Annotated in this window: 18 protein-coding genes; 1 reads left to right on the top strand and 17 read right to left on the bottom strand. The window is 41.2% G+C overall.

All coding sequences use genetic code 11. From position 1 onward, the window contains the following. Nucleotides 1–3: 3 nt before the first annotated feature. From fliR to ACZ5WS_RS07620, 16 genes are all read right to left on the bottom strand, one after another. On the bottom strand, nucleotides 4–783 hold the full coding sequence (fliR, locus tag ACZ5WS_RS07695) for a flagellar biosynthetic protein FliR (RefSeq protein ID WP_010387923.1): 780 nt from the start codon (nucleotides 781–783) through the stop codon (nucleotides 4–6). Between the two features lie 2 nt (nucleotides 784–785). Then, nucleotides 786–1,055 (bottom strand): flagellar biosynthetic protein FliQ, encoded by a 270-nt coding sequence (locus ACZ5WS_RS07690; protein WP_010387922.1) that lies wholly within the window; start codon nucleotides 1,053–1,055, stop codon nucleotides 786–788. Nucleotides 1,056–1,096: 41 nt separating this feature from the next. Continuing rightward, nucleotides 1,097–1,837 carry a flagellar type III secretion system pore protein FliP gene (fliP, locus tag ACZ5WS_RS07685; protein WP_198523537.1) on the bottom strand — a complete coding sequence of 247 codons (741 nt, stop codon included), beginning with the start codon at nucleotides 1,835–1,837 and terminating at the stop codon, nucleotides 1,097–1,099. A 4-nt stretch (nucleotides 1,838–1,841) separates the two neighbouring features. After that, nucleotides 1,842–2,225 carry a flagellar biosynthetic protein FliO gene (fliO, locus tag ACZ5WS_RS07680; protein WP_010387917.1) on the bottom strand — a complete coding sequence of 128 codons (384 nt, stop codon included), beginning with the start codon at nucleotides 2,223–2,225 and terminating at the stop codon, nucleotides 1,842–1,844. Then, the gene (gene fliN / locus ACZ5WS_RS07675) at nucleotides 2,222–2,623 is read right to left on the bottom strand and encodes a flagellar motor switch protein FliN (RefSeq protein ID WP_010387913.1); all 402 of its coding nucleotides are present in this window, start codon (nucleotides 2,621–2,623) and stop codon (nucleotides 2,222–2,224) included. The genes fliO and fliN overlap by 4 nt, the downstream gene beginning before the upstream one ends. A gap of 20 nt (nucleotides 2,624–2,643) precedes the next feature. Continuing rightward, nucleotides 2,644–3,735 (bottom strand): flagellar motor switch protein FliM, encoded by a 1,092-nt coding sequence (gene fliM, locus ACZ5WS_RS07670; protein WP_010387912.1) that lies wholly within the window; start codon nucleotides 3,733–3,735, stop codon nucleotides 2,644–2,646. 9 nt (nucleotides 3,736–3,744) lie between these two features. Further along, a complete protein-coding gene (gene fliL / locus ACZ5WS_RS07665; protein ID WP_054201719.1) occupies nucleotides 3,745–4,272 on the bottom strand; it encodes a flagellar basal body-associated protein FliL in 528 nt (175 codons plus the stop codon). Between the two features lie 57 nt (nucleotides 4,273–4,329). Continuing rightward, on the bottom strand, nucleotides 4,330–6,141 hold the full coding sequence (locus ACZ5WS_RS07660; protein ID WP_464711427.1) for a flagellar hook-length control protein FliK: 1,812 nt from the start codon (nucleotides 6,139–6,141) through the stop codon (nucleotides 4,330–4,332). 87 nt (nucleotides 6,142–6,228) lie between these two features. Next, nucleotides 6,229–6,675 (bottom strand): flagellar export protein FliJ, encoded by a 447-nt coding sequence (fliJ, locus tag ACZ5WS_RS07655; RefSeq protein ID WP_010387909.1) that lies wholly within the window; start codon nucleotides 6,673–6,675, stop codon nucleotides 6,229–6,231. Further along, nucleotides 6,675–8,009 carry a flagellar protein export ATPase FliI gene (gene fliI, locus ACZ5WS_RS07650; protein WP_054201721.1) on the bottom strand — a complete coding sequence of 445 codons (1,335 nt, stop codon included), beginning with the start codon at nucleotides 8,007–8,009 and terminating at the stop codon, nucleotides 6,675–6,677. Before fliI ends, fliJ begins: the two co-directional genes overlap by 1 nt. A gap of 17 nt (nucleotides 8,010–8,026) precedes the next feature. After that, nucleotides 8,027–8,830 carry a flagellar assembly protein FliH gene (fliH, locus tag ACZ5WS_RS07645; protein WP_464711424.1) on the bottom strand — a complete coding sequence of 268 codons (804 nt, stop codon included), beginning with the start codon at nucleotides 8,828–8,830 and terminating at the stop codon, nucleotides 8,027–8,029. Nucleotides 8,831–8,833: 3 nt separating this feature from the next. Then, nucleotides 8,834–9,874, bottom strand: a complete 1,041-nt coding sequence (gene fliG / locus ACZ5WS_RS07640; protein WP_010387902.1) for a flagellar motor switch protein FliG — start codon at nucleotides 9,872–9,874, stop codon at nucleotides 8,834–8,836. Next, nucleotides 9,867–11,582, bottom strand: a complete 1,716-nt coding sequence (fliF, locus tag ACZ5WS_RS07635) for a flagellar basal-body MS-ring/collar protein FliF (protein ID WP_138622154.1) — start codon at nucleotides 11,580–11,582, stop codon at nucleotides 9,867–9,869. The genes fliG and fliF overlap by 8 nt, the downstream gene beginning before the upstream one ends. Before the next feature lie 20 nt (nucleotides 11,583–11,602). Next, on the bottom strand, nucleotides 11,603–11,935 hold the full coding sequence (fliE, locus tag ACZ5WS_RS07630; RefSeq protein WP_010387900.1) for a flagellar hook-basal body complex protein FliE: 333 nt from the start codon (nucleotides 11,933–11,935) through the stop codon (nucleotides 11,603–11,605). A gap of 156 nt (nucleotides 11,936–12,091) precedes the next feature. Then, the gene (locus ACZ5WS_RS07625; protein WP_464711421.1) at nucleotides 12,092–13,516 is read right to left on the bottom strand and encodes a sigma-54-dependent transcriptional regulator; all 1,425 of its coding nucleotides are present in this window, start codon (nucleotides 13,514–13,516) and stop codon (nucleotides 12,092–12,094) included. Further along, complete coding sequence (locus ACZ5WS_RS07620; protein ID WP_138622158.1) at nucleotides 13,509–14,624, bottom strand: sensor histidine kinase; 1,116 nt, start codon at nucleotides 14,622–14,624, stop codon at nucleotides 13,509–13,511. Before ACZ5WS_RS07620 ends, ACZ5WS_RS07625 begins: the two co-directional genes overlap by 8 nt. A gap of 129 nt (nucleotides 14,625–14,753) precedes the next feature. On the opposite strand from ACZ5WS_RS07620, the gene ACZ5WS_RS07615 reads away from it, so the two are divergent. After that, the gene (locus ACZ5WS_RS07615) at nucleotides 14,754–15,344 is read left to right on the top strand and encodes a DNA-3-methyladenine glycosylase I (protein ID WP_464711419.1); all 591 of its coding nucleotides are present in this window, start codon (nucleotides 14,754–14,756) and stop codon (nucleotides 15,342–15,344) included. A gap of 161 nt (nucleotides 15,345–15,505) precedes the next feature. Here ACZ5WS_RS07615 and ACZ5WS_RS07610 read toward each other — a convergent pair whose 3' ends face one another. Then, nucleotides 15,506–16,282: an AAC(3) family N-acetyltransferase gene (locus ACZ5WS_RS07610; RefSeq protein WP_171039589.1), complete on the bottom strand. Its 777-nt coding sequence runs from the start codon at nucleotides 16,280–16,282 to the stop codon at nucleotides 15,506–15,508. Nucleotide 16,283 lies beyond the last annotated feature (1 nt).

The following is a 16,283-nucleotide window of genomic DNA, read 5'->3' as shown; positions in this document are numbered from 1 at the left end:
CTCCTAAGGGGAACAACCAACTAGAGTACACATTAGCTCAACCATTTTTAGCCATTGGAACTCAAACTGAGTGATAAAGTTACCGAGGGTAGCCCAAATAATAACGAGCCCTGCCACTAAGGTAAACGGAAAGCCTATAGAGAAGATATTTAACTGTGGGGCAGCACGGGTCATAATGCCAAATGACATATTAATTACAAGCATGGCCGTTAATGGCGCTAACGAAAGCACTAGTGCAGTGGTAAACATCCAACCACCCCATGTCACTATGTCCCAATAATGATCAACCGCCCACCAATTACCATCAATTGGCAATACCTGAAAACTATGTACCACCATTTGAATCATCATTAAATGGCCATTAAATACAAAAAATAACAAGGTAGCTAAAATGAGGTAGAACTGCCCTACAGCAGGCACACTCATTCCATTTGAGGGGTCAACAACAGACGCAAAACCTAAACCAGTTTGCATAGCAAGGATTTGCCCGGCTAACACAAATGTATTGAGCAGTAGTGTGGATGCAAAACCAATCGCAACGCCAATCAGCATTTGTTGTAGCACCACTAAAACCATTTCAAAAGAAAATAAATTAGTAAATGTAGCGGGAGGTAAAACAGGCACAACTAAAAATGTGACTACAACAGCCAAGCCCATTTTAATTCGAGAAGGGACGTTTTTGGCGCCAATACCCGCCATTATCATGATCATTGAGCTAATACGCACCAGGGGCAGTAAAAAATCACTTAACCATTGAATAACAACGGAAAATGGGAACTCCATCGTTAACCTGCTATTTCGGGTATAAGAAGCACTAAGCGATTAAAAAAATCCATCAGCTCTTGAGTAAACCAATGTCCACCCACTATTAACGCACTAATAGTAATTAATAGACGCGGTAAAAAGCTCAGTGTTTGTTCATTAATTGAGGTTGCCGCCTGAAATACTGCCACTACTAAACCAATAATTAAACCAGGTACCACAATAGCAGACACCAGCTTAATCACTAAAAACAGGGCTCCACTTAAAATATCAACAAATACTTCAGGTTCCATGGGCGACTCCTAGAGTGATTGGTTCAAAGTAGAAAGCACCACTATGTGCCCAACCCAAAGCTTTTAGCGAGCGTACCCATCACCAAGCTCCAACCATCAACCAATACAAACAACATAATCTTAAACGGTAGCGATACTATCATGGGGGATAGCATCATCATACCCATGGCCATCAACACCGATGCAACCACCAAATCGACAATCAAAAAGGGGATGAAGAACATAAAACCGATAATAAAGGCCGTTTGTAGCTCACTGGTCACAAACGCCGGAATAAGAACAATCATTGGCGTTGCTTCGGGTGAATCAAGCTGATCGTACCCAGCTATTTTTGCAAAGGTTTCTAAGTCTTTTAATCGTACTTGAGAAAGCATAAAAGCTTTCATTGGCTCTTTAGCTAAATCGAGTGCTTCTAGTGATGTTACCTGTTCACTTAAGTACGGTTCGATTGCACGTTCGTTTATTTGCTCATAAATAGGCGCCATAATAAAAATACTTAAAAACAGCGACATACCTAGTAATACTTGATTCGAAGGGGTTTGCTGTAAGCCAATCGCTTGGCGCAAAATAGCCAATACTACAATAATTCGAGTGAACGAGGTCATCATGATAATGGCTGCTGGAATAAAGCTCATTGCCGTCATGATCGCTAACACTTGTAGCGTCACTGAATAGTCTTGCGTGCCATCAGGATTACTTGTGATCGTAAGCGCGTCAATCCCTTCTGCATTAACACCAGGAATGAACACGATGGCAAGAATAATAAGCAGCCATTTGGTCATAATATTAATTCTTTTTATTTTGATTAAGTTGTGGATTTAACATTTTGCCAAAACGCTTCGCTAATTCTGGTAACTCTTTCTCTGTTAGGGGGGTTTCTAGCTTGTGTAAATAATTAATGCTATGTGGAGTTACACCTAATAGATGCTGTGCATTATCTATCTCAACTACCATCAAACGCTCGCGTGAGCCTAAAGGGAGGCTGCGAATCACTTTAAACTCATCGTTATTGGTTAAATTTGGATTAAGCTTTTTAACAAAAAAAGCCAACACTAAAATTAACACTACCACCACACCTAACGACATAACCATTGAAATAATGTCTGTGGTGGGTGTTGCAGCATCGGTAGCTGCAAACACAGAATTGCTTAAACCAAGTAATGCTATCATCGTAACTTTTTGATCCGTTCAACCTGACTAATTACATCCGTTAAGCGAATACCAAACTTATCGTTCACCACAACCACTTCACCATGTGCTATCAACGTACCATTAACTAATACATCTAGCGGTTCACCTGCAACCCTATCAAGTTCAACAACTGAACCTTGGTTAAGTTGTAATAAGTTACGAATATTAATTTTAGAACGCCCTACTTCCATCGAAATAGTAACGGGAATATCTAAAATAGTGTCGAGTTTACGTTTTTCTTCACCGCTGAGCTCATGCTTTGAATCATCCAGCTCATCAAGCTCGGTTACTTTAACCTCTGCACTATCATCGTCAGTTCCTTCAGCCTCAGCAAGTGCTGCTGCCCATTCGTCCATCGTATCTTGATCATCGCTCATACTTTTAACCTTTTAATCAATTACCAGTCTAAGTCTACACCGTTTGAAAGGTGTAAATCATCTTCTAGTTCTGCTAATTCTGCATCTGAATCAATTTTTTTGCCGCCTTTAGTAAAGACATGCAGCTCAGACTTAACTGAATCAGGGCGTTTAATTTTTTCACTAATTTGTAGCGCAACGTTATCGCGTGAGCGACCCATTTTAGCTCTAAATGTTGGTAACTCTTCAACAAACACAGTAATATGCTCTGGCATTTCAACAGGAATAATATCCCCCGCCTTAAGCTCCATAATTTGTTTTAAGCTTAAATCAACTTCAAGTAGCTGAGTCGACAAATCGACTTCTACATCCATTATTTCGTCGCGAAGTGCCTTGCTCCAACGTAAATCGGTATCTTCAGTATCAGACTGAACACCTGCATCCAATAGCTCTCGTATAGGTTCGAGCATTGAGTAAGGCAGCGCAATATGAAAGTCACCACCGCCGCCATCAAGCTCAATGTGAAAAGAGCTAATAACCACCACTTCGGTTGGGCTAACAATGTTAGCCATGGCGGGATTCACCTCAGAATCGAGATACTCAAACGACACATCCATAACCGGCGCCCATGCTTCTTTGTAATCTTCAAAGATTATTTTTAGCAGCATTTGCACGATACGGCGCTCTGTTGGGGTAAATTCACGCCCTTCAATTTTGGCATGATAACGACCATCGCCACCAAAAAAATTATCTACCAGTATAAAGACTAAACGCGCCTCCATGGTAATTAGGCCAGTGCCTTTTAGTGGGCGAAAACGCACCATATTCAAACTGGTTGGTACAAATAAGGTATGAATATACTCACCAAATTTGATCATTTGCACGCCATTAATTGACACCTCAGCGGTGCGGCGCATCATGTTAAATAAGCTAATTCGCATATGACGCGCAAATCGCTCATTAACAATTTCAAGTGTCGGCATGCGACCACGCACGATGCGATCTTGCGAAGAGAAGTCATACTGTAGCGTACTTCCCTCACCGTCTTCACCGTCGTGTATATCTTCCTCTTCGACCTCATCAACACCGTGTAATAGCGCATCAATTTCGTCTTGGGATAATAAATCGCTCACACTGACCCCTTATTGCATCACAAAGCCGGTAAACAGTACCCGCTCAATTACTTTACTTCCTTCCACATCCATCATTGCAGCTTGTACTTTATCTAGCGCAGTAAAGCGCAGTGTTTCTTTGCCTACACTGGTGCTTAGTTCATCTGCGGTAGTCATTGAAAATACACTCAATAGCGTACCTTCAATCAGCGGAATATGCTTTTTAGCAGTTTCTTCATTGCCATCTCCGCGCACCAGCAATTGCACTTTAATTTGTACAATTCTATCGCGACTCGCCCCTGGAACATTAAATATAAAAGGTCTCGGCATAGCAACATATAGTGCACTGCCTACCGTTGCCGAGGAGCTTGATGGTTCAGCAGCCACTTCACCACTGGCGGCATCATCTGTTAAAGTTTCTACGGGCTCATCATCACCCGACAGTAAAAAGTAACCAGCTACACCGCCAACAATAACTAATACAGCGGCTATAATTATAATGAGTTTGCTTTTATTTTTACTGACTTCTTCTATTTCTAAATTAGTATCTTCAGCCATTGTATTTCCTTTATTCGCAAAGGTATTTGCTTGTTTTAACTATTATAATAGCAGGACTTAGGCATAGTAATCTATTGATGATGACGTTTGTTGTCCAGAACTATGTGTTTGCTTATCTGGTTGCTCACTATTTGTCTCATCTGAAGAGCTATTATTAGCCATTTGACCTTGTGGCTGACCTTCTTGTTGCTCGTTTTGTTCTGGAGATGAACCACCATAAGAAATGCTGCTTTCACCTAGTTCTAAACCTTGTTGCATTAATAATTCTCTAAGCCTAGGTAATGATTGCTCTAGCGCTTCTTTGGCTTGCTGATTTTGCACTACAAAGTTTATTTGTGCTTGCTCCGCATCACTTCGAATACGAATTTGCATACTGCCCATTTCAGGTGGATCTAAACGAATTTCAGCTTCTTTGTTATTAATGCTTAACATTGAAGTAACGCGCTCTTGTAGCATTTTTGCGGCATCACTTTTAATAATATTTAATGCCTGTAAGGTGGCAGGATCAATGCTCACCTGTTTAGCTTGCGCAGTGCTTTGTAACTGCCCAGCCTGTAAACTTTGCGCTTCAATAATAGCTTGCTCGTAGCCTAAAGTATCGTATTTAGCGATAGTATTAAGCGACGATTTATCGAATATATTAATGATTTGAGAAAAAATCTGTGCAGCACGCGCTGGCATTTGTTCTGCGTTAGTGGCGCGCATACTCTCTTTTTGTAGTACATCAAGCTGTTTAGTAAGCTCCTCAGGCGTTTCGGCTATCGATTTAGAGCTTTCTGATTTTAGCTCAGGTTTTACATTAGCCGACTCTGTACCTTTTTGTGTTTTAGGTGTAACGCCTGCTATCAACGTATTATTAGCAAACAACGGCTTATCTTTGGCACTAGACAAAGTGTCTGCGTTGATAGCAGTTTCTAAATCACTGATAACCCCTTTTAATAAGGTAAGTTCTTTAGTAGGTATAGGCTCGCTTTTAATGTATCCCTGCAACTGATTAAGCAATGCCTGTTTTTCTGGGGTCGTTAGCGTACTTATTTGTGCATTAATGGCTTGTTGAGGAGTTTGCGGTTTCTCGCTTTCGCTAACATACTTACTGAGTAACTGCTTTAAATCCGCTACATTGTCTTTATTAATAGGTTTGCTCATCGCATCAAGCTCAGTAGCAAGTTCACCTTGTTGAGCAGGCGTTAAATTTGCTAAGAGTTTATCAGCTTTTATTGCATTATCATCTTTTGACAACAGCGCTAAAACAGAGGCGTCTATCGATGCTTTAGTACCTGTAGAATCAGTCGGCTTATCTGATGGTTTAGCAACCGCTTGCTCATTTTTAACCGTCTCAGATTCTCCGGCTGTGGCAGCTGTCGCTATTGATTTAGTTCCAAGCTGTGGAGACCCAACAGCAGTTTTGCTCGCTGATGCAGCACCTGCAACATTTTGTGCTTGTAAAATAGCTGCATCATCAACAATTTCATCACTTGGCAAATTAATAACAATAGGTGCAAGCTTATCTTCAGGCTTAATGTTTATTTTGACACCATTTTTGTCTATTAACTCTGCGCCGCCATGAGAGTTATTTTTTACTGAGGTGTCGATTACCTGTGCCGCATTAATTTGCGCCAGCATATCCTCACCGCTCAAAGGCTTCTCTTCGCTAGTTTGCTCTTTTGGATCGGATGGTTCATCTGATGGTTGTTTTTTTGGCGCCTTAACCTCTGCATTTTGTGTATCAGAAGCTTGGTTAGCAAGTGCTAGTTGGTCAAAAAAGCCAGCATCATTACTGCTATCTAATTTTGCTTTATCACTGTCTTTATTAACTAGGTATGAGTCTTGCTCAGATACCGCCAACATTGAAATATCATTCATCGCCATAAATCACCTAATAAAAGCGGCAACAGCCCACCGCACAATCCTAAAAAACATTGCTCTTATAGAACATAAGCAATTAGCATGCCTAACTTATAGTGCTTTATTTCTTTGATAAAATTGATTAGAAGAAAACTCATCTAACATTTTTTGTTCATTCTTAGCCACCAGCATATCCGCTTTTAACTGTTGCTTTTCAATTAGCTTAGCAACCGCTTTCGCTTTAACTTGTTGTTTTAACCATAAGGTTTTACGCTGGCTCACGACTTGTTTTGCAGTATTAACGGTACTCGCTTGTTGGCGAGTCGCCTCTTCAATCTTAGCTATGAATGCGTGATACTGGCTAAACCCGGCACTTGATAAGCCCGACTGCCCTTTAATATGAAGTTGCTGAGTATATTCAAGTCGAAAGTCATTTAAGCCTTGAAGCTTTTGCTGATTTAGCTGCAAGTTTTGATTTGCTTGCAAGTAGCTCATGCGTAATGTTTCTTCTTTTTCATTTTCAAGCTTAAGCAGCAAATGTAGTTTATTTTTTGCCATTATGCTTGTCCTAATAATTGTGCGAGCCCTTGTAGGCCATCATCATAACTAATCACGTCACGCATGCCTTGCTGTAAAAATGCGTTCACTCTTGGCATCATGTTTATTGCCTGATCAAGCATTTGGTCACTGCCTTTTTGATAAGCACCCAAGGTGATCATATCTTTGTTCTGTTGATACATAGAATATACTTGTTTAAGTACCCGAGCTTGCTGCATATGTGGCTCTGAAACCACTTGTGGCATCACTCGAGAAATAGACTTTTCTATATCAATAGCAGGGTAATGACCGCTGTCGGCTAAATCACGCGATAAAACAATATGCCCATCAAGTATGGCACGTGCGGCATCGGCTATCGGGTCTTGCATGTCATCACCTTCACTCAGTACAGTAAAAAAGGCGGTAATAGAGCCTTGTCCTTCTCCGCCATTACCAGCACGTTCCACTAATGCGGGTAATTTAGCAAATACTGAAGGCGGATAACCTTTGGTTGCAGGAGGCTCACCAACAGCCAGTGCTATTTCACGCTGTGCCATGGCATAACGCGTTACCGAGTCAAGCAGTAACAATACGTTTAGCCCTTGATCTCGAAAGTATTCTGCAATGGTGACTGCACTCTCACAGCCCTTTAATCGCATTAATGGCGAAGCATCAGCAGGCGCTGCCACAACAACTGAGCGTTTACGTCCTTCAACACCCAGTATTTCTTCAATAAATTCTTTTACTTCTCGGCCACGCTCACCAACTAAACCCACTACAATTACATCGGCTTCACTGCCTCGAGTCATCATGCCCAATAGTACAGATTTACCCACACCGGAGCCTGCAAATAAGCCCATACGCTGACCTTGGCCTACCGTAATTACTGAGTTAATAGCGCGTACTCCTACATCCATGGGTTTACTAATGGGGCGTCTTGCCAGTGGGTTTATTGCGTTTTGAGCGAATTTAAGTGTGTGTTCTGCGTTTATTTTCCCTAGCCCATCTAAAGGTCGCCCTAAACCGTCGACAACTCGGCCAAGTAAACTCATACCAACAGGTAAACCAGTGTCATTAACTTGAGGAATAACTCGGGCACCAGGAAGTACACCTGAGATGTGATCATTGGGCATTAAATATAAGGTTTGATCATTAAAACCAACAATCTCGGCATCAACAAAGCCGCTCATGGTTTCAATTTTACATTGGCTGCCTACTGGAGCTCGCAGGCCTTTTGCTTCAAGTGTTAAACCAACCACACGGGTTAAAACACCCGCAACCGCAGGGGCTGGGGTTTTAATATGTTGTTGGTACTGAGATAAGCGTTCGCTTAATGAAGTATCGCTCACAGACATTGCACGCCAATAAAAAGTTAGATACCACTATTATGCAAAAAACTATCCAATATTTCTTTGACACGAGTTTTCAAGGTCATATCTAAAGACGATAGTGTTGTCTTCACTTCACAACCGCCGCGCTCCAATGTAGGCTCTGGAATTAACTGCCAATGATTATCTTCAATAGCTTGCTCGCCATAACTGGTTTTTATAAGTGTTAGGTCTTCTGGGTGAAGATGAATTTTAACTTTCTGTTGCTCTGCATTCAATGCATCAATGCTTTTTTTCAAGGTATGTAAGATAATATCAGGCGAAGTTTTTATCTCTTGATAAATGATTGCTTCACTAAGCATAGTTGCTAACTGTACCAACTGCTTTTCTGCTTGCTCATCCACTTTTTTAAGTGGATCAGATAAACTATCTAACAAGCTGCGTAAGTGAGTTAACTGCTCATCCATCAAAGGTTTAACCTCTTCTTGACCTTGGGTTTTACCCAGCTCAACACCTTCTTTGTAACCAGCTTCTTTTCCCTCAGTTACGCCTTTATCAAAACCATCTATATAGCCTTGCTCATGTCCTTGCTTAAGACCTTCCTCATACGCATCTTGGCGAATGCGCTCAAGCTCCACCATAGTAAGAGAAGGTAATTCTTGTTCTTCGGGCTCTTCATCTTGCTCTTTGGCCATTTCTTTATGGTATAGCTCTGCCAATGGCGTACCAAAAGCGGTCGAACGATTGCCAAAACTTCGCTCATCTGGCGCAACATCTGGAATTGGCCAATTTTTTAATAGCTCATCAGCTTCATCAGCGTGTAACGGGCGACCTTTTGAGTTACTCATAAATTATAAGAACTCCTCACCACCGCCACCACCAAGCATAATTTCACCTGAATCTGATAGACGACGAGCTGTTGACAGTATTTCTTTTTGTGCTGCTTCTACTTCACTAATACGCACTGGTGCCATAGCTTCTAAGTCATCAGCAAGCATTTCTGCTGCACGTTTTGACATGTTACCCAAAATCTTCTCTTTAAGCGCTTCGTCAGTGCCTTTAATCGCCTTCATCAGTACATCTTGAGGCACTTCACGTAAAATTGCTTGAATACCTCGATCCTCTACATCCATTAAGTTTTCGAAGACAAACATTAAGTCTTGAATTTGTTGCGACATTTCTTCGTCATGCTCACGGATAGAATCCATTAACTGCCCTTCAACATTGGTATCGAGGTAGTTCATAATATCTGCAGCCGCTTTTAAGCCACCCATCTTCGCAGCTTGTGCGCCCGCTTGACCAGCGAATTGTTTTTCCATAATTTCGTTTAATTCTTGTAAAGCCGCTGGTTGAACTTCTTCTAAATTGGCAATACGCATGGTTAAATCTAAGCGCACTTTTTCAGGAAATTGCGCTAAAATCTCAGCAGATTGTTCCGGCTCTAAATAAGAAAGCACAATTGTTTGAATTTGTGGATGCTCATTACGAATAATATTAGCTACCTGCTTTGAGTCCATCCATTTTAATGAATCAAGCCCTTTAGCGCCTGATCCCATAACAATTTGGTCTATTAAGCTGGCAGCTTTATCTTCACCTAATGCAGCCGTAAGTGCTTTTTTGATAAAATCTTCAGACTGAAAACCTATCGTACTAAAGCTTTGAATTTGTTCGATAAACAAGTTGTGCACTGCGCTGATTTTAGCTTGCGACAAATCATCGATTGCCGCCATGGCCATACCTACCTTTTGCACTTGCTTTGGCTCTAAGTGCTTTAGGATTTGCGCTGCGTCTTCTTCAGATAAGCTCAGCAATAATATCGCCGCTTTATCTACACCATCGAGCTTATCAACATCAAACGCCGGTGGTAGTTGTTTTTGTTCTTGATCAGTCATCTTCTGTTAACCACGCTTTCACTACTTGTGATGATAGTTCTGGTTCATTGGCTACAAGGGCACGAACCGCTTTCAATAAGTCTTCGTCGCCATGTAGGTCTGGTAACTGTAGTGTACCATCGCTTGAGAAGCCAACTGAAGCAGAATCAAAGTCATTATTTAGCATATCTAATGTGCTGTCACCAAGGTCAACACCTGAACTAAGAGAGTCTTCATCATATTCTTCAAGTGTATTATCTGGGTAAATTAAGCGCTTAAGCATAGGCTTAACTACAGCTAAAATCAGTACAATAATAACCAGCGCACCTAATACTAAGCGCATCATTTTCATAAACCAATCTTGTTCCCATAAAGGCAATTCAAAATCAAGCGCTGAGTCTTCACGAACAAATGGTACGGTTACTACTTCAAGTGCATCGCCACGTTGCATATCAAAGCCTACGCCACCTTGTAACAAACGACGAATATTTGACAAAGCTTCTACCGAACGTGGTGTCATGGTTGTTTCACCGTTTTCACCAACCGTGGGTAAGTAATCGACCGCTACAGACACACTTATTCTGCGGATCACACCCGTTTGCTGACGTTTATGAGAAATAGTGGTATCTAGTTCATAGTTACGGGTAGCTTCTTTGTGAGTACGACTTGGTGACGTAGCAGTGCCTGCACCGCCAGCCATTGCATCTTCAGGTATCGTTGAGTTAACCGGAGGCTGATTAGTAAGTGCACCAGGAATACCTACCGCTAAACCACCGATATTATTTTCTTCGAAAGTGGTTTCACTTCTTACTGCCGGTAAATCTGGGTTATAACGTTTTTGTGTTTCTTCTACTGCACTAAAGTCCATGCTTAAATCTACTTGGGCGGTGTAATTACCCAAGCCAACAACGGGAATTAAAATGCTGTCAATTTTTTCTAGGTATTCTTGCTCACGCTTACGCTCTAGGTCATATTCTTTACGAGAGCGTGCAGCCAAAGAGGTTTGCGAGCCTGAATTTAATAGGCGGCCGTTTTGATCGGTCACCGTTACGCGAGAAGGCTCAAGGCCTTGCACCGCTGAAGCAATCATATCAACTACTGAGTCAACTTCTTCGCTATCTAGTGAGCGACCACGCTTAAGCGTTAGTACTACTGTTGCTGAGGGTTTTTTCTCTCGACGAGCAAATACATTTTCTTTTGGAATAGCTAATAGTACTTTGGCGCGAGTAACGTTGTTTAGCTCTTCAATAGTACGGGCAAGTTGTTGCTCGCGACCATGTTTAAGGCGCTCACGTTCTAAACGTTGACTGACCCCAAACCCCATGTCTTGCATAATAATGTCGCTACCTGATGTTGGCCCTTGATCTAAACCTTCACGTGTCATCAGTAACTTAATATTTTGATACTCAGTTTCATCAACCGACACCACATTACCATCAAGTTCATAGTCAATTTTTTGCGCATCTAAAAAGTCGAGTGTTTCAATTAACTCTTGAGTTTGCATTTTACCTAATGGGCGCATATCTGGCTGACGAGCCCAAATAATTACGAAGATAGCAATAGCCAAACAAATGGCCAATGCAACAATCAGGGTAATTTGACGTAAAACATCAACACCGCCTAGGGCGCTGAAATAGCCTGATTTTTGCTCTTGTTGATCTTCGTTTTCACTTTGCTCCATCATGCCATCAGCAAGTGCCAGATCTGTAGATTGATTAGATTGCGCCACAATAATTCTCCACTACCTAGTTAAACAGGCATGTTCATAATTTCTTTGTAAGATTCAACAAGCTTATTACGAACCTGTACCGTAGCTTCAAATGCCACAGAAGACTTTTGCGAAGCAATCATCGCCTCAGCAAGCGATACGCTTCTGTCGCCCATCTCAACTGCTTTTCTTTTTTGCCCTGTGTCTTGCTGAAGCTCATGCACTGTATTAAGTGCATTACTCAACATATCACCAAATTGTGCTGTAGACGTTGATTGCACTTGCGTTGGCAAGTTATTAACTTGGTTACTACGCGTGGCTTCTGAAGCCATAGATTGCATTTCTTGAAATAAAGCACTGTTTTGAATTTTCATAATTGTCTCTGATAATGCAGTAAACTCTTAAAGAGAATAAAGCACAAAACATGCCAAAAATAAAACCCAATTAAAACAAAAGGTTGAGGTGTAGATTTGCGTAGTCAGAGTTTTGACAGCCCTAATATAAGTTACTTAGCTTTAGGGCTGTTGAGGTTATGCAGGGAGGGAAATACCTAAATCGCGCATTTGCGCTAATTTGTAACGCAAAGTACGTGGACTTATACCTAAGGTTTCGGCTACTTCTTTACGTTTCCCTTGGCAACGCGCCAAGGTTTCTAGAATTATGCGATGCTCTTTATCTTTAAGCTCATCTTTATAACTCCCCGTGTCTAAGGCGAGCAAATCATTTTTTTGCTCATCTTCGGGCATTGTTTTTTCATCATAATAAGCGTTACTGAGACTATTGTTTATAGGCTCAGGCACTGACGTTGTTTTAACCACAAACTGAGTTGGGGTTAAATTTTCGATAAAAATTGCATGCTCATCAATAGTACTGCCACTGCGTAAAATTAAAGCACGTTGAATAACGTTATCCAGCTCTCGAACGTTACCCGGCCAGCTATGGCTAAGTAGCTTTTGTTCAGCGCTTGTATCCAGATACGCCATTGGCTCTTTGCTTTTACTTAAGTGACGTTCAATTAAATGCTTAGCCAGTACAATAATGTCGCCAGGACGCTCACACAGAGGTCGCCACAGTAAAGGAAACACATTGAGTCGATAATATAAATCTTCGCGGAACTGATTTTCAGCAACGGCCTCTTTTAATTCGCGGTTACTGGTTGCAAGCACACGTACATCTAGCGAAATAGTTTTCCGACCGCCTAAACGCTCAACTTCGCGTTCTTGTAATACCCGCAGTAGTTTAGCTTGTAAGCCTAAATCCATTTCGGTGATTTCATCAAGTAAGATAGTCCCACCCTGTGCTTGTTCAAACTTACCCGGGCAGGCCTGAATCGCACCAGTAAACGCGCCTTTTTCGTAGCCAAACAAAGTAGCTTCAAGCATGTTTTCAGGAATAGCAGCACAGTTAATTGCTACAAATGGTTCATTGCAGCGTTTTGACTTGTCATGAATATACCGTGCCAGCACTTCTTTACCTGAGCCACTTGGCCCAAGTACCATTACACTGGCATCCGAACGAGCAACTTTACCTGCAAGTTCAAGTAGTTGAATACTACTAGGGTCGGCAACAATAGGACCGTCTGTTTCTTTTTCCTTTTCAGGTAAGTAACGACTGACCATGTTCAATAGCACTTCTGGGGCAAATGGCTTAGCCATATAATCAATCGCGCCTAGGCGCATGGCTTCAACTGCATCATCAATTGTGGCATAGGCCGTCATCATTAAAACGGGTAAATCAGGGTGATTTAATTTAATACTGCGTAATAAATCTAAGCCACTCATTTCGCCCATTTGTACATCACTAACCACTAGTGAAAATACGTCTTTTTTTAATAACAACATGGCTTGCTCTGCACTGTTGGCTGCCGTGCAAGCGATGCCCGACATTTCTAGAGTATCAATTAATGCTTCACGAAGTCCGGCGTCGTCTTCTACAACTAAAATAGTGTTACTCATGTGACTCCCCTAATTTAGATGTGACACTAATAGGCAGCAACATACTAAAAATTGCTCCCCCGTGTGGGTTGTTGTTTGCCTCCACCCTTCCCTGATGCGCACTGGCTACCGAACTAACAACGGCAAGCCCTAAGCCTGTACCTTGGCTTTTAGTGGTATAAAAAGGTTCAAATATTTTCTCGCTCTGAACTAAGTCAATGCCTGGACCATTGTCACTTACGCTAATGCGTACAAAGTCAGAGTCTTGTTTGTCACGTAGGGCGCTAAGGTGAACCTGCGCGCCACTGCCAATAACTTGAATACTGTTGTGAATAAGGTTTTGAATAGCGCTTGCTAGTGCGGTTTTATTACCCATAATTTCTATATCGGGTTCAGGTAAGCTCACATTTAATTCGCTATCATTGAGCGCTACCATGGCATCGGCACCGGCTTTAACTTCACTGAGTAGCTGTTGCATCGACACTTGCTCAACCACCTGCTGATCACCACTTTTAGCAAATAGCAGCATGTCGTTTACTTGGGTTTCTAAATCTTTCAAGCGAGACATTAATTTTGTGTGAAAACTGCCGCGTGATGCTTCGGGTAAGCGCTTTGAGCCTAAATTGGCAGCATACAACATAGCTGCTGATAACGGTGTGCGTACTTGATGGGCCAAAGATGCCACCATTTTACCTAACGCACTTAAACGCTGCATATGCGCGACTCGCTTTTGTAAACGTCGGGTTTCGGTCAAATCGGTCATTAATATAAGTTGCCCAGGCTCTGGCGCAAGTGCGGTAATATCGAGTTTTATTAAGCGTCCATCTTTTAACGACACTTCATGACCATCATCTTGATGAGGACGAAATGAGCGCTGAATAACACTAAACCACTTCTCACCTTCTAGTGGTTCACCGAGCATATCGATAGCAATTTGATTCGCCTTCGCGATCATTCCTTTACCATCGAGTACAATCACGCCCGCAGGCATAGTATCAACTAAATGAGAAAGCCAACTTGCCTGTTGACGCAAATCACTCAACTCACCAACATACTCCTCTTGCAGTAAACATGGGTTATACTGGTTAGCAGAAATAAACTGGGGTTTTAGCACACTTGCAAGGGCCATAATCAACTCTCTAAAATAATGTAGATACAGCAGCTAATGCACAATGTGTACCAAAATTATTTTACATTAAATTCAATAGATTAAACCGTAAAAACACGTGCCGTAAAAATGACGCGCAAAGGAAAATGTATGAATAAAGAGACTCAGTGCCGCTGCCCATGGTTAGATACAACAAAACCTGACTATGTGGAATATCATGATCATGAATGGGGCGTCCCAGTGTATGAGGATCAACTACTTTTTGAGTTTTTAACATTAGAATCGGCACAAGCAGGACTTAGCTGGTATACAATATTAAAAAAGCGTGAGAATTATAAAAATGCCTTCGCCAACTTTGATGTACACAAAGTAGCGGCCTTTACTGAACACGATATAGAAAAATTAATGCAAAATGCGGGCATAGTTCGCAACCGCTTAAAAATTGTCGCAACAATTAATAACGCGAAATGCTTTATTGCAATTCAAGAAGAGTTTGGCAGTTTTAGTGATTATCAATGGCGGTTTGTTGGTAATAAACCTCAGGTAAACGATCTAGAAACACTGGCCGACTACCCTGCAGTTACTGAGGCATCGACGTTATTTGCGAAGGATTTAAAAAAGCGTGGCTTTAAATTTTTAGGCCCAACCACAGTGTATGCTTACATGCAGGCCTGTGGAATGGTTAACGATCATAGTAATGATTGCTTTAGGAAGGAAGAAGTTATCGCGCAGTACTCATAGGTTAGTAATTAAAATAGATTTAGTTAGCCTGAACGATGCCAATTAAGTCTAGTTAAAAGCGTTACATTGTGCTGTTTTCATACTTTTTATTGATTCATTTCATAATTAATCTAACACTTATATTCTTAAATGTTCGAAAAAACTCCATTATCTTTAAAAAATTAAATGTGTTTATCTGTTAAAAACCAAGGGTCTTTCTCATATAACTCTGAGAATGCCTTGTTCATATCTTCGACAGAAATACAGCCAATTCCACCTCGACCTACCTTAGCCCTTTTATAAATACCTTTATCACTGGCATAACGGTTAAAGCGCTCGAAACTTGCCTGAGACCCCTCTATGTTTAAATCTCGAACCCATAAGGTTGATTTGCATGGAATATAGCATTTGCCATCAAACTTTTTACCATAAAATGTTTTGTCAAACCTATAAGATACATTATGTACTCTTTCAAAAAAATGTAATAACGTACTGCCTGCATCAAAGTTAATGTTAAGCACCTTAGCCTTTAATTGAACGAGTCGTGAAAAAGCGCTTCCCTCATCATAGGCATTTTCAGATACTTTATTTGTTAAGAAACTAGCATACTTTCCAATAGCAGAAACAGATACAGAAGGGTCATTGCTTCGCACTGACAATGGATTAGTCCTAATATATTCTGAGAACATACCACAGTCAGACGCTGTATCATTGACATTAAAATTCTCTCCTTTACCAAATGAATAAGTAAAGGTAGGTACCACTAAGGTACCTTGGCTTCCTAGTAAATTTAAAAAAGTACTAAGTATTAACTCTAAGGATTGCTGCTTGGAAGTAACTCCTTCCGGGTAACCTAGGTAACCAACATTACTATGACAAAAAACAGTATCACCTTTACAAATCCCTACAGATTGTAAAGCCAACTCAAAATCAGTCCTACTATAATGATAGTTTTGCAAT

It is taken from the genome of Pseudoalteromonas sp. 11L1, assembly GCF_055397545.1.
The sequence above is the reverse complement of the archived record's forward strand: the minus strand, read 5'-3'. Positions and strand labels throughout refer to the sequence as shown.